This window comes from Collimonas sp. PA-H2 (assembly GCF_002564105.1).
In the GTDB taxonomy this organism is placed as follows: Bacteria; Pseudomonadota; Gammaproteobacteria; order Burkholderiales; family Burkholderiaceae_D; genus Collimonas.
On sequence record NZ_PDBX01000001.1, the window covers coordinates 3,193,425 to 3,207,836 of the forward strand.

The 14,412-nt window shown below is 57.3% G+C and carries 11 protein-coding genes; 5 read left to right on the forward strand and 6 right to left on the reverse strand.

Going from position 1 to position 14,412, the window contains the following annotated elements; genetic code table 11:
* Positions 1–115: 115 nt before the first annotated feature.
* From BCF11_RS14605 to BCF11_RS14615, 3 genes are all read right to left on the reverse strand, one after another.
* Positions 116–1,330, reverse strand: coding sequence for an AGE family epimerase/isomerase (locus BCF11_RS14605; RefSeq protein WP_098495367.1), 1,215 nt, complete (start codon positions 1,328–1,330; stop codon positions 116–118).
* Positions 1,327–2,319: a LacI family DNA-binding transcriptional regulator gene (locus tag BCF11_RS14610; protein ID WP_098495368.1), complete on the reverse strand. Its 993-nt coding sequence runs from the start codon at positions 2,317–2,319 to the stop codon at positions 1,327–1,329. The genes BCF11_RS14605 and BCF11_RS14610 overlap by 4 nt, the downstream gene beginning before the upstream one ends.
* Positions 2,320–2,735: 416 nt before the next feature.
* The gene (locus BCF11_RS14615; protein ID WP_369827855.1) at positions 2,736–4,625 is read right to left on the reverse strand and encodes a prolyl oligopeptidase family serine peptidase; all 1,890 of its coding nucleotides are present in this window, start codon (positions 4,623–4,625) and stop codon (positions 2,736–2,738) included.
* Between the two features lie 231 nt (positions 4,626–4,856).
* Between BCF11_RS14615 and BCF11_RS14620 the strand changes: the two genes are divergently transcribed.
* Positions 4,857–5,660 (forward strand): MetQ/NlpA family ABC transporter substrate-binding protein, encoded by an 804-nt coding sequence (locus BCF11_RS14620; protein WP_098495370.1) that lies wholly within the window; start codon positions 4,857–4,859, stop codon positions 5,658–5,660.
* Positions 5,661–5,677: 17 nt separating this feature from the next.
* Here BCF11_RS14620 and trpC read toward each other — a convergent pair whose 3' ends face one another.
* From trpC to BCF11_RS14635, 3 genes are all read right to left on the reverse strand, one after another.
* Positions 5,678–6,481: an indole-3-glycerol phosphate synthase TrpC gene (trpC, locus tag BCF11_RS14625; protein WP_098495371.1), complete on the reverse strand. Its 804-nt coding sequence runs from the start codon at positions 6,479–6,481 to the stop codon at positions 5,678–5,680.
* A gap of 41 nt (positions 6,482–6,522) precedes the next feature.
* Positions 6,523–7,560: an anthranilate phosphoribosyltransferase gene (gene trpD, locus BCF11_RS14630; protein ID WP_098495372.1), complete on the reverse strand. Its 1,038-nt coding sequence runs from the start codon at positions 7,558–7,560 to the stop codon at positions 6,523–6,525.
* Between the two features lie 68 nt (positions 7,561–7,628).
* A complete protein-coding gene (locus BCF11_RS14635; RefSeq protein ID WP_098495373.1) occupies positions 7,629–8,198 on the reverse strand; it encodes an aminodeoxychorismate/anthranilate synthase component II in 570 nt (189 codons plus the stop codon).
* Between the two features lie 944 nt (positions 8,199–9,142).
* On the opposite strand from BCF11_RS14635, the gene BCF11_RS27590 reads away from it, so the two are divergent.
* The 4 genes from BCF11_RS27590 (at position 9,143) to BCF11_RS14650 (ending at position 14,408) form a co-directional block, all read left to right on the forward strand.
* Positions 9,143–9,346: a hypothetical protein gene (locus BCF11_RS27590; protein ID WP_199110869.1), complete on the forward strand. Its 204-nt coding sequence runs from the start codon at positions 9,143–9,145 to the stop codon at positions 9,344–9,346.
* 204 nt (positions 9,347–9,550) lie between these two features.
* On the forward strand, positions 9,551–10,819 hold the full coding sequence (locus BCF11_RS14640) for an HlyD family secretion protein (RefSeq protein WP_369827856.1): 1,269 nt from the start codon (positions 9,551–9,553) through the stop codon (positions 10,817–10,819).
* Positions 10,816–12,978, forward strand: coding sequence for a peptidase domain-containing ABC transporter (locus BCF11_RS14645; RefSeq protein WP_199111143.1), 2,163 nt, complete (start codon positions 10,816–10,818; stop codon positions 12,976–12,978). The genes BCF11_RS14640 and BCF11_RS14645 overlap by 4 nt, the downstream gene beginning before the upstream one ends.
* A complete protein-coding gene (locus BCF11_RS14650; protein WP_098495376.1) occupies positions 12,975–14,408 on the forward strand; it encodes a TolC family protein in 1,434 nt (477 codons plus the stop codon). Before BCF11_RS14645 ends, BCF11_RS14650 begins: the two co-directional genes overlap by 4 nt.
* Positions 14,409–14,412 lie beyond the last annotated feature (4 nt).

A 14,412-nucleotide genomic window follows, 5' to 3' on the forward strand; every position in this document is an offset into this window, starting at 1 on the left:
CAGATCCGGGAGAGCGGCTGGCGACAGGGCGGGCCATGACGGCGCCGCGGGTCAAGAGATATTCAGTACAAGCATTCAGGTGATATATTCGACGGGATTCGCATCATCGGCTGTGCTATTTCAAGACGCCGAGCACTTCATAACAAGCGCCCATGGTGTGGTAATCGGTCTTGCCGGCCGGGCTCTTTTCATCGCTGTACTTGCGGTTGTCGCGGGTCAGGATGCGGAACCAGGCGCCATGCTGGTGATCGATGAAATGCCGCCAGCTGTATTGCCAGATATGGTCGTACCAGTCCCAGAAGCGATGCTTGCCGGTGCGCTGGGCCAGCAGGGCGGCGGCGGCAAAGCTCTCTGCCTGCACCCAGAAATATTTGTCCTGGTCGCAGATCACGCCGTCCGGCGCGAAGCCGTAGTAGATGCCGCCGCACTCCATGTCCCAGGCCGCATCCATGCCGGCGTCGAACAGTTCGATGGCGCGCGGCAGCAGCCATTCCAGCGGCCGGTGCCGTTCCAGTATCAGCAGTAGCTTGGCCCATTCGGTGTGATGGCCGGGCTGGAAGCCCCAGGGCCGGAAGATGTTGCTGCTGTCTTCCTTGTTGTGGTCCCAGTCGACCGACCAGTCCGGATGGTAATGTTCCCAGATCAAGCCATTGCTCAGGGCTGCCTGGCGCACCGTGATATGGCGCGCCACCATTTCGGCGCGGTCCAGGAACAGCTTATCGCCGCTGGCTTCATAGGCCGCCAGCAGCGCCTCGGTCATGTGCATGTTGGCGTTCTGGCCGCGATAGGTTTGCAGCTGCCAGTCGGCGCTGGCCTCGTCGGCATACAGGCCGGCGTGCGGTTCCCAGAAACGCTGTTCCAGGAGGTCGTAGGTTTGATACAGCCATTCTTTGGCGTCGGCCACGCCCGCCATCATGGCGTGGGCGTAAGCCAGCAGGACGAACGCCAGGCCGTAGCAATGGCGGGTCGGATCGAGCACTTGCTTGCGGCCGTCTTTCCAGGACAAGGTCCAATCATAGCCCTGCAGCTGGGCATCCCAATGCACTTCGCGCAGGAAGGCCACGCCATGCCGGACCGCATCCAGATAGGTGGGGTCGCCGAACTGGCGGTAGGCCATCGCATAGTTGAAGATGAAGCGCGTGCTGCTCACCAGATGCCGGGTTTCGCTGTCGTAGACGCTGCCGTCATCCTTGAAGAAGTGATAGAAGCCGCCCGCGGCATCGATGGCGCGCGGATGATAGAAGCGCATGGTGTCGCGCACGTGCTGCAGCAGAAAGGACGGCTGGCGGAATTCGTTCTTGGGCATGGCGGTCGGTTCGAGCATGTTCATGCGAGCGCCCCGTTGCCCAGCGTGCTGGCGCGCTGGATCAGCTCCACCGGCAGCACCACTTCGGTTTGCGCCGGCGCATCGTCCAGCAATAGCTGCATGCCCATCCGCCCCAGCGCTTCCTTGTCGACCGCCAGCGTAGTGAGCGGCGGCGCGGCGCTGGTAGCGCCATCGATATTATCGAAGCCGACAAGCGCGATATCTTCCGGAATCCGCAAGCCGCGCGCCTGGCATGCATTCATGACGGCCAGCGCGGTGGCGTCGTTGTAGCAGAATATGGCGTCCGGCGGCGGTCCCGATTGCAGCAGGGTGTGTATTGCGGCGGCGGCCTGCTGCTGCAGTTCCTGGCCTGGCTGCAAAGTGATTTCCAGGCGCGGGTCGAACAAGCGGCCGGCTTCGAACAGCGCCTGGCGGTAGCCCAGCGCGCGTTGCGCAATACTGTAATGCGACAGCGGACCGGAAATGAAGGCCAGCCGCTGGCGGCCGAGCTCCATCAGATGGCGGGTCGCCGCCAGGGCGCCGCCGAGATTGTCGATGTTCACGGAGCGGAAGCCGGGCGCCCACAAATCGATCAGCACTACCGGCTTGCCGGTCTTGGTCAGCCATTCCAGCACTTCCGGTTCCATGAAGCCGGCCACCGCCAGCGCATCGGGTTCGTGCAGGCGGATCTGTTCCATCACATTGTCGGCCGGACCTATCGACAGCACGGTCGGCACGATGCTGCGCTCGCGGCAGGCGGTTTCCACACCGTGCAGCACATGCGAAAAAAACGGGCTGGCAACAAAATTATTGTGCTGGCGATGCAGCAGGAAAGTCAGGCGGCGGATTTTTCCCTGACGCAGGTTGGCTTCGTTGTAGCCAAGCTGGGACGCGATCCTTTGTACATGGATGCGGGTCTGCTCGGTCAGGCCCGATTGTTTTTTCAGGGCGCGCGACACGGTGCCGATGGATACATTGGCAGCCAGTGCGATATCGCGGATCGTTGCTCGCATTCTCTCCTCCTTGTTTGCAGGCTGCCGCTGCGGCGCCTGCATTTGCTTGAGATCCAGCTGATCGCGCTGTCGTGCTTCATGCCGCCGGAGCTCAAGGATGTTTTGTGAGTATTAATGTATAGTAAAAAAATGAAATTTACAAATATTCCTTAAATAAACTTGCATAACTAGCTGATATATAAGGATTTATTTTACATTTGTTAGATTTATTTGTTTAGTAAACGTACTAAACCTTAGTCATTCCGCGCTCTATAAATAGGTATATGCGAAGAAACAGTATCTAAAGTCTGTCGGGGTATCGATTCTTGCCGGGGATGTTGCAGCGCTTTGATTGTTACCTTGTGTGGCGAAAAAAAAGCGGGCCGCCGCTGCCGGCGCCCGCGCTTTCCATATCAAGTAAAGTAATGCGTTGACGTTTATTGCGGCGTCAGGTGCTTGGCCAGGAAGCCTTCCATCGCTGTATAAAAGTCGAAGCGGTTTTCTTCGTTGTGGAAGCCGTGGCCTTCATTGTCCTTCACCATGTATTCCACCGGCACGCCGCGCTTGCGCAGGCTCTCCACGATCTGGTCCGATTCAGCCTTGTTGACGCGCGGATCGTTGGCGCCTTGCGCAACGAATAGCGGCGTCTTGATGCGGTCGGTATGCAATGCCGGCGAGGCCGAGCTCAGCAAGGCTTTGTCTTTCTCAGGATCGCCGACCATCTCATGCATCTGGTCGAGGAAGGGCTTCCAGTAAGGCGGGATGGTGTTCATGAAAGTGAACAGGTTGGAGACGCCGACATAGTCGACCGCCGCCGCATACAGCTCCGGCGTAAAGGTGACGCCCGCCAGCGTCGCATAGCCGCCGTAGGAGCCGCCATAGATCGCCACCCGCTTGGGATCGGCTATGCCTTGCGTGACCAGCCATTGCACGCCATCGCTAAGGTCATCCTGCATGGTCTTGCCCCATTGCTTGAAAGACGCTTCCCAGAACTTGCGGCCGTAGCCGGTGGAGCCGCGGTAGTTGACCTGTAATACCGCATAGCCGCGGTTGGCGAGCAGCTGCACTTCCGGGTTGTAGCCCCACACATCGCGCGCCCAAGGGCCGCCGTGCGGGTTGATGATCACAGGCAGGTTCTTAGGATCCTTGCCCTGAGGCAGGGTCAGGTAGCCGTTGATCAGCAAGCCGTCGCGCGCCTTGTACTGCACCGCTTTCATTTCCGCCATGTCCTTTTCCGCGATGGCCGGATTGATGTCGGCCAGCTTGGTCAACTTGCCGCTCTTGCTGTCGAACAGATAGCGGCTGCCCTGGGTGCGGTCGTTGTAGGCGGCTACGATCCACTTCGACTCATCCTTGGTGTGCGACTGCGTGATGACTTCGTAGCCAGGCAGTTTTTCCTGCAGGGTCTTGTGCAAGGCTTCACTTTGCGGATCGAGGAATTTCTGCTCGGCCTTCCAGGTGGTGTAGCTGATTTCCGTCAGCACCTTGCGTTTCTTCGAATAGGACAGGCCGTCGACATCGACTTCCGGGTTTTCATACAGCAGTTCTTCTTCCTTGGCGGTTTCCGGATTGAAGATCACGATGGCTTGCTTGTCGCGGCCCAGGTTCGAGGAGACGTACAGTTTCTTGTTGTCGAAGGTGAAAAACAGCGGGCTGACCGAATCCTTGAACGAGGTGGTCAGGATGGTCTTGAACGGCGCGCTTTCGCTGGCGCGGTACAGCAGGCTGGTGTTGACGCCGTCGGAAGTGGTGGCGGCGCGCACCTTGCCGTCGTGGTCGGTGATCCAGGCCTGGATGGTGCCGGGATTCTTGGCCACCAGCTTTTCGGCGCCGGTCTTGACGTTGATGCGGTAGACGTCGAACACCTCGGCGTTGCGCTTGTTGTGGCTGACCAGGATCTCATCCTTGTCGTCTTCCAGGTCGTCGACGATCTGGGCGCGCACCTTGGGGTAGGGCGTCAGGTCCTTGAGATCCTTGCCGTCACGGCCGACCGACACCACGTGGAAATTCTCGTCACCGCCGAAATCCTTGGCGAACAGGATGCGATCGTCGCCCTTCCAGAAATAGCCGCTGATGTCGCGGTCTTTTTCGGAAGTGATGCGCAGCGGCGGCGCCTCCGAGCCGACGGTCCTGATAAAGATGTTCATGCGGCCTTGCCACGGCTGCATGAAGCTGACGTATTTGCCGTTAGGGGAAAGCTGGAAACCGGCTTGTTCGGGATTCCTGAAGAAATCGCGCACGGAATATTGCTTGGGCGGGTCGGCGGCCATTGCCCCTCCGCCTACGATGGACAAACTGAAGCAGGTTGCGGTAACCACTTTGTATATAGCGCGCATCGAAAACCTCCAAAAGTACTTCGCTCGTAACTGTCGTTTAGGCCGGCAGGCCTGATCCGGCTTGCTTGATTGGCAAAATTATTATATGCCGCAAACAGGAATAGGTATCAATCAATCGATAGTTGAGATATATCGACATGCAAAATCGTTCCTTAGCGATCGCCCGCGGATGTGTGAAGATCGTCATTCAGTTTGTTGCCGCCACATCGCTACGGAGAAAAAATGCGTCGTTTCATCGTCAAGACATTACCGGTTTTACTACTGGCGGCCAGCGCCATCGCCGCCCATGCACAGGACAAGAGCAGGATCAAGATCGGCGTTTCGGTCGGCAACGCCGAGCAGACTTTTGAAGTGGTAAAGAAGGTGGCGGCGCGCGAGGGCCTGGAGATCCAGCTGATCACCTTTAGTGACTATCTGCAGCCGAATGAAGCGCTGGCGGCCGGCGACCTGGACGCCAACGCCTTCCAGCACAAGCCTTTCCTCGACAGCCAGATCAAGGCGCGCGGCTACAAGATCGTGCCGGTCGGCCTGACCATCACGGCGCCGCTGGGCATCTATTCGAAGAAATACAAGACGGTCGATCAGTTGCCGGCGGGCGCCAGCATCGGCATCCAGAACGATCCCTCCAACGGCAACCGGGCGCTGCTGCTGTTGCAGAAAGCCGGTCTGATCAAACTGAAGCCGGGCGTCGGCGAGAACGGCGTCAACGCGACGCCGCTGGATGTGATTGCCAATCCGAAGAAACTCAAGCTGGTGGAACTGGACGCGGCGCAGCTGCCGCGCTCGCTGGACGATCTGGCTGCGGCTTCGGTGAATAACGACTATGCGGTGAAGGCGGGGCTGTCGCTGCAGCGCGATGCGATTGCAGTGGAAGATGCCAAGGGGCCGTATGCCAACCTGATCGTCACGCGGGCGGAAGACAAGGATAAGCCTTGGGTGAAAAAACTGGTCAAGGCTTATCAGTCAGAAGAAGTGCGAAAATTCATTGAAGCCGAATTCAAGGGATCCTTGATTCCGGCGTTCTAAGTGCTGGTCTTGCAGCTTCAGTTATCGAACAGACGAGCCAGTTCGACGCCCGGGTGTTCCGCCCGCATGAAGGCTTCGCCCACCAGGAAGGCGTGGACATTGGCGTCGCGCATGCGCTTGACGTCGTCTTTGCTGTGGATGCCGGATTCGGTGACCACCAGCTTGTCCGGGGTAATGTGCGGCAGCAGGTCCAGCGTGGTCTGCAGCGAGGTTTCAAACGTGCGCAGATTACGGTTGTTGATGCCGAGCAGATTGGTCTTCAGTTTCAAGGCCGCATTCAGCTCTTCGGCGTTGTGCACTTCCACCAGCACGCTCATGCCCAGCTCATGCGCGACCGCTTCCAACTCCGCCATCAAGCCATGGTCCAGCGCGGCCACAATCAGCAGGATGGCGTCGGCGCCCCAGGAACGCGCCTGGTAGACCTGATACGGATCGATCATGAAATCCTTGCGCAGCGCCGGCAAGCTGCAGGCGGCGCGTGCTTGCTGCAGGTAAGCCGGCGCGCCCTGGAAAAACTGGATGTCGGTAAGCACTGACAAGCAGGCCGCGCCATGGGCAGCGTAGTCGACGGCGATCTCGGCCGGGTGGAAGTCGGCGCGGATCACGCCCTTGGAAGGCGAGGCCTTCTTGACTTCGGCGATCACGCCGGCGTGTCCTGCCGTGATTTTTGCACGCAGCGCGGCTTCGTAGCCGCGCAGGGCGGCGCGCGCCTCGGCGTCGGATTCCACTTCACGCCGCAGGCTGGCGAAGTCTTGCTGTTTTTTTGCCGCAGCGACTTCATCCGCTTTGACGTCGAGAATTTTGTTCAAAATATCAGACATGGTCCTATCCCTTGCTACGGTCTTGTTGTTGATGATGACGATCAGCCGGCGGCGGCGATGGTTTGCGTGGCTTGCACGAACTGATCGAGTTTGGCTTTGGCGGCGCCGGAAGCGATTACCGCGCGGGCTTTCTCCAGGCCATCGGCGATCGAACTGGCGACGCCGGCCGCATACAAAGCGGCGCCGGCATTGATGGCGACGATATCGCGCGCCGCGCCCGGCTGGTCTTGTAGCGCTTCCAGCACTTTTTCTTTCGATTCGGCCGAGTTGGATACTTTCAGGTTGCGGCTGGCGATCATCTGCAGGCCGAAATCTTCCGGATGGATTTCATATTCGCGGATTTCGCCGTTGACCAGTTCGCCGACCATGGTGCCGGCGCCAAGCGAGACTTCATCCATGTTGTCGCGGCCCCAGACCACGATTGCATGCTGCGCGCCGAGCCGCTGCAGGACCCGCACCTGGATACCGACCAAGTCGGCATGGAATACGCCCATCAGGATATTCGGCGCGCCGGCCGGGTTGGTGAGCGGTCCCAGGATATTGAAAATGGTGCGCACGCCCAGCTCCTTGCGCACCGGTGCCGCGTGTTTCATCGCCGCATGGTGGTTGGGCGCGAACATGAAGCCGATGCCGGTCTGTTCTATCGATTGCGCCACCTGGGCCGGCGTCAGGTTGATATTGGCGCCGAACGATTCCAGCACGTCGGCGCTGCCGGACGAGGAGGAGACGCTGCGCCCGCCATGCTTGGCGACGCGCGCGCCGGCGGCGGCGGCCACGAACATGGAGGCGGTGGAGATATTGAAGGTTTGCGCGCCGTCGCCGCCGGTGCCGACGATATCCACCAGGTTGCTGGTGTCGCGGCAGGGTACAGGCGTGGCGAACTCGCGCATGACTTGCGCGGCGGCGGCGATTTCGCCTATGGTTTCCTTCTTGACGCGCAAGCCCATGGTCAGCGCCGCAATCATCAGCGGCGACATTTCGCCCTTCATGATGCGGCGGAACAGCGACAGCATTTCGTCGTGGAAGATTTCGCGGTGTTCGATGCAGCGCAAGAGCGCTTCTTGGTCGGTGATTGGCATGATGTCCTTACCGGGAATGAGAAAGACGGCGCCGCCAGAGCAGGCGCCGGCGAGCGGCTAGCGCCGCTTCAGGCTGTGCGCTGGACGAAGTTGCGCAGCAGCGCATGGCCATGTTCCGACAAGATCGATTCCGGGTGAAACTGCACACCCTCGATATCGTAATCCTTGTGGCGCACGCCCATGATTTCGCCGTCTTCGGTCCAGGCGGTGATTTCCAGGCAAGCAGGGATCGAAGCGCGCTCGATCGCCAGCGAGTGGTAGCGGATCACGGTAAACGGGTTAGGCAAATCCTTGAAGACGCCGACGCCGGTATGGTTGATCGGCGAGGTCTTGCCATGCATGACTTGCTGGGCGCGGATCACCTTGCCGCCGAATGCTTCGCCGATGGCCTGGTGGCCGAGGCAGACGCCGAGGATGGGCAGCTTGCCGGCGAACTGCTGCAGCAGATCGACGCAGATCCCCGCTTCCTTCGGGCTGCAGGGGCCGGGCGACAGGCAGATGCGATCAGGTCTCAGGGCATTGATTTCATCGAGTGTGATTTCGTCATTGCGGAAAGTACGGACATCTTCGCCAAGTTCCCCGAAGTATTGCACCAGGTTATAGGTGAAGGAATCGTAGTTGTCGATCATTAGTAGCATATTGGTTCTAACCCATTGATTTTGTTGGGTAGTGCGTCCCGAGTCCTGGTTTTTTATCCGGTAACTTATCCGGTTTATTAGGCGCTGGTCAAAAATGAGGGACAACACTAATTTAGCCCTGGATTATACAGGGCGCAAAGTGTGGTCTTGGTGCCACGAACCTTAGATTAGGGACGCCATCGCAGCTGCGGTGTCGCAAGCTGGTTGAAGTTGGCAATGAGGCAGGATATTTTCATCTGTCGGTGGGGAAATACAACAGGTTGTACTTGTAACCGGCAAAAAGTATAACCCGACTTGGAAAATAAGGGGAAAACGATTTTGACAGCGGGGTTACCTTGCAACTACCAATTGTTGCCAACTCTTGGCTCTAGAAAGTACTTCATTTTGCTTGTCATTAAAGCGAAATTTCCACATTTAATTGCTGTTAGTCAAGTAAATTGCACCTGTCAAAATTAACAGGTGCAAAAATTAAAAATGCATGTTGTAATGGCATCGAAATTTACAGTTTGAGCATGAGATTTAACACTCGGAGTTAGATTTTTTATTTTACTAATTGGGCTTTAATGGTTTGATTAGCAAGGTGGCTTACCTCGTCTGAGAACATGTATTTTTTAGAAAATGCAATTACTGCCCATAATGAATTGCGATAATATTTATCGGCTCGCGCTGTTAATGGTCCGTTCTACAGTGGAAATGTAATTGGGCATGCAATGCGTATGCAGATCTCTTTCGATGAGATTTGTAGTCATTGATGTAACATTTTTAATAGGTGGTAAAAATGATAGTCCGACAAGCTCTAATCTCTACAGTGATTTTTGCAGTGATTGCATCCGTTCTTAACTATTTCTTCCAAGTCCAATTTTTGGGTTGGTCGCATGTGGTTACTTCATCAGTTGTTTTTTTTGTTGTAATGGCAGTCTTTTTTACTTTAAAAGGGAATAAAAATGCAAACAATGACAGCACAAGAAGTTGAAATGGTATCTGGTGGTTTAATTGGTGGTGTTGGCGTAAGTTTTAGCGGAAGCGGTTGTTTGAGTGGCGCAATTGGTGGTGCAATCGCAGGTTCCCTCGGTGGCTTTGCGGGAATGGGTCTCGGAGCGTTTGGCGGTTGCTTGGGTGGCGGCATGACTTTCCATCTGCTGCAATAATCAATTAGGTGTCTGGTAAGCAAATATTGTCAAAATTCGATAACACATTGAATTGAACACTTGACGTGTATTGCCAGTTAAATTGATGGTACTGACAGTGCATCAATCTATTTTGATGGCTGTCAGTTCAGGAAAATTTCGAGAATTTCGTTTTGACTGCTCCGTTATGGCTTTTATGCCTCCCGGCAAAAGTTCATCGCCAAGATCAAAACAAGAATGTCTTTATTCCGCGAACAGGCTCTTGCCGCTCAACAGACCAAGTGGCTCGGCGATATCATTCTGATACGCCCAATTTCCTTCACACTCCTGACGACATTCGCCGTTATGTTGGCGTCGATTGTCTGCGCATTTCTGGCATGGGGCAGCTATACCAAACACAGTACGGTCAGCGGACAACTGATCCCGAATACTGGTTTGATCAAAATCTATGTGCCGCAGACCGGTATCATCATCGAACAACACGTTAAAGAGGGCCAGCAGGTCAAGGCCGGCGACGTGTTGTATGTGCTGTCGAGCGAACGACAAAGCAGCACACAAGGTGCGACACAAGCCGCCATCAGCAGCCAAGTCGAACAGCGCCAGGCCAGCCTGCGCGACGAACTGCAGAAGACCCGGCAATTGCAATTGGAAGAACGTAGCGGACTTAACAATAAAATTGGCGGCCTGGCTAATGAACTCGCCAAGTTGGATAATCAGATCGCCGGCCAGCAGGACCGCGTCAGGCTGGCTGTGGAAACTTTACAACGCTATGAGGGTCTGCTGCAGCAAGACTACATCTCCAAAGAGCAATTTCAGCAAAAGCAAGAAGATCTGCTCGACCAGAAAAACCGCCAGCAGAGCCTGGAGCGCGACCGCATCAGCGTCGGGCGCGAATTGTCGACGCAACAGACCGAGCTGAGCGGTCTGTCGCTCAAGCACCAGAACCAGCTGGCGCAGATCGACCGTACCCTCACCAGCACCGGCCAGGAATTGACCGAAAGTGAAGCCAAGCGTCGCATTGTCGTTACCGCCCCGGAAGCCGGTATCGCCACCGCCGTGATCGCCGACGCCGGTCAGGCGGTCGATGGCAATCGCCCCCTGGTTAGCATCGTGCCTGCTGGCGCCACCTTACGCGCAGAGCTATACGCGCCCAGCCGTGCCATCGGTTTCGTGCGTCCCGGCGACCAAGTGCTGATCCGCTACCAGGCGTATCCCTACCAGAAATTCGGCCATCAAAAAGGTGTGGTCGAATCGGTCGCCAGGACCGCATTGCCCAATAATGAATTGAATGCCATCGGCACACCGGCAGGCGGCAACAACACCGAGCCGATGTACCGCATTACCGTGAATCTCGCCTCTCAGCAGGTCACTGCCTACGGGCGGCCGCAAGCGCTGCAAGCCGGCATGCTGCTCGACGCCGACGTCCAACAAGAAAAACTCCACCTCTACGAATGGGTACTGGAGCCGCTTTACAGCCTCACCGGCAAACTCTGACCATGCTTGATAGACTCTCGTTCGGCTTTAACGCAAAATTTCCGCTGATGCTGCAAACCGAGGCCACCGAATGCGGTCTGGCCTGCCTCGGTATGGTGGCAGGTTATCACGGCTATCGCACCGACCTAACGACCTTGCGCCGCAGATTCCCCATTTCGCTCAAGGGCGCCACCCTCGGCAACCTGATCAGCATTGCCACTCAGTTGGAGCTGGCGACGCGTCCGCTAAAACTCGATATTGAGGATCTGGGACAGCTCAAGTTGCCTTGTATCCTGCATTGGAATTTCAATCACTTTGTCGTGCTGCAAGAAGTCGGTACGCGCTCGGTGACAATCTACGATCCTGCCTTCGGCATCCGCAAGCAGTCCATGGAGGAAGTCGGGAAGGCTTTTACGGGGGTGGCCCTGGAGCTGTGGCCGAATCCAGGTTTCAAGAAGGTGGAAGAAAAGCAGACCGTCCGGTTGCGTAGCTTGCTGGGACGCGTCACCGGCTTGTACCGCTCTTTCGGCCAGATCTTGCTGCTGTCGGCAGCGCTGGAAATCTTTGCTGTCGTTAGCCCGTTTTTCCTGCAATGGGTGATCGATAACGTATTGGTGTCTGCCGACCGCGACCTGCTGACGACTTTGGCGCTGGGCTTCGGCCTATTGATGCTGATGCAGCAGGCTATCAGTATCGCCCGCAGCTGGGTGCTGATGTACATGAGCACTACCCTCAACGTGCAATGGCAGGCCAATGTTTTTACGCACTTGCTGCGGCTGCCGGTAGCCTATTTCGAGAAGCGCCATCTGGGCGATGTGGTCTCGCGCTTTGGCTCAGTGGGCATTATCCAGCACACCCTGACGACCTCCTTCCTTGAGGCGATCCTGGACGGAGTGATGACCATTGTCACGCTGGTGCTGATGTTCGTTTATAGTCCGATGCTGACATGGATTGCGATTGGTGCCATGGCCTTGTACGGTCTTGGGCGCTGGGCCTGGTTCGCACCGTTGCGGCATGCCACTGAAGAACAGATCATTCACGCTGCCAAGCAGCAGAGCCACTTCCTGGAAACTATACGCGGCGTCAAGACAATTAAACTATTTCAGCGCCAGGATGAGCGCCGCTCCAGCTGGCTGTCTTTGCTGGTGGACCAGATCAATGCCGACCTGCGCACGCAGAAACTCAGCTTGCTTTACAAATCGCTCAACGGCGTATTGTTCGGCCTCGAAAATATCCTGATTATCTGGCTCGGTGCCAGGCTGGTCATGGACGGCAATTTTACGGTGGGCGTGCTGATGGCCTTCAATGCCTACAAAGGCCAGTTCGACAGCCGCGTCAGTTCCTTGATCGACAAATTTGTCGACGTCAAGATGCTGCAGTTGCAGGGGGAGCGTCTGGCCGATATCGTGCTGCATCAGCCTGAAACGACCCATGGCCGCAACCTGGATGAGCGTGATGCGTCGCTGGCGCCGTCGCTGGAGGTGCGTGGCTTGCGCTTCCGCTACGCCGAGCAGGAACCCTATGTACTGGACGGCGTTTCTGTACAGATCAGCGCCGGCGAATCGGTCGCTATTGTCGGTCCGTCTGGCGGCGGCAAGACCACTCTGATCAATATCTTACTGGGGGTGCTGCCGCCATCGGAAGGCGAAGTCTTGATCGGCGGTCAGAGCGTCCATCAGGTCGGCCTGGATACCCTCCGCCGGATGGTTGGCACCGTGCTGCAGGATGACGTGTTGTTTGCTGGCTCCATTGCCGACAATATCAGTTTCTTCGACCCGCTGGCAGATCACGCCTGGATACAACAATGTGCCCATCTGGCCGCCATTCACCAGGATGTCGCCGCGATGCCGATGGGTTACAACACCCTGGTCGGTGACATGGGCACCATCCTCTCCGGTGGCCAGAAACAGCGCGTGCTGCTAGCCCGTGCGCTTTACAAGAAGCCGAGAATCTTGTTCCTTGACGAAGCCACCAGCCACCTCGACATCGAACGCGAACATCTGGTCAATGCGGCAATCAAATCCCTCAACATCACGCGAGTGATCGTGGCGCACCGGCCCGAGACAATCAACAGCGCCGACCGCGCCGTGGTCCTGGTAGGCGGCAAGGTCGTCCAGGATGTGCTCATTCCAAAGACAATACAGCCGCCGGCTACGGAATCGCTAGAAGCCGAAGCATGAACAGGCATATACGACAACTGATGAGCGTGGCGATTCTCGGCACGATATTCACGGTATCCGCACCAGTACATGCCGAATCACTTTGGTCAGATCCACTGCGCACCATGGGTGACGTGTCAGGCAACCCAGCGCGAATGCCGGCGACGATAGACAGTTGCGGACTGGCGGCGCAACTGCGACGTCCGCTTACCCTGCTTGACGCGGTCGAGCGCGCTTTATGCGGCAATCCCCAGACGCGCCAAGCCTGGGCGAACGTCAAAGTGCAGGCAGCCACCGTGGGCGTCAGTCGTGCCGCCTATCTACCGACGTTGACTGCCGGCGGCACCTGGAGCAAGGCCAACAACCACACGACGTATCCCGACTTTCCGCAAGCCGATTCAACGCTCAAGGCCAACAGCAGCGACGTCAACTTGAACCTGAGTTGGGTGCTGTATGACTTCGGCCTGCGCGCCGCCAACCTGGAAAACGCACGGCAACTGCTCAACGCTGCCAACGCCACCCAGGACGACACCTTGCAAACGGTGTTCCTGAGCACGGTACAGAGTTTTTATGATGCTCAGGCCGGCCAGGCGTTGTTAGCAGCCACCACGGAAGCGGAGCAAGCCGCAGCCGAAAGTTTCAAGGCCAGCGAGGCAAAATATCTGGCCGGTGCCGGCACCCTGGCCGACAAATTGCAAGCGCAGACGTCCTACGCCCAGGCCAGCCTGAAGCGGGCGCAAGCCGCTGGCGATCTACAGAATGCGCTGGGCAGCCTGGCAATCGTCATGGGCTTGCGCCCCAATACACCGTTGACGCTAGCCGTGCTCGGAGATGCCGCTGATGCGCCGCTGCTGCAGCAAGCGGTGGACGATCTGATTGCCGAAACAGTGCGCACCCATCCGAAGATCCTGGCGGCGCAAGCACAATTGAAGGCAGCACAAGCACAGATCGATGCCTCCCGCGCCGAGGGACGGCCGACGCTGTCGCTGTTCGCCACTGGCGACCGTAGCGATACTCCGATCACGCAAGTGTCGTCTCAGCAAACAATTACCAGTCGCAGCATCGGTTTGCGGCTTAACATACCGCTGACTGATGGCTTCAGCACCAAATACAAGGTACGCGGCGCGGAGGCTCAAGCCGAAAGCAAGGAAGCCGAACTGGCGAATGTTGAACAGCAGGTCATGCTGGAGGTCTGGAAAAGCAATCAGGCGCTACGCACTGAAGCCGAGAACCTGAGAAGCACTGATATCCTGCTACGTAGCGCCCGCCAATCCTTCGATGTGGCAAAGGGACGCTACAAGGCCGGCGTCGGCAACATCCTGGAATTGCTCAAGGCGCAGAGCGATCTGGCAAGTGCGCAGCAGCAGCGCATCTTGTCGCTGACCAACTGGCAAACCGCGAGATTGAGGCTAGCAGCAAGTCTGGGACGATTGCGGACAGATGGAATTTAGAGGC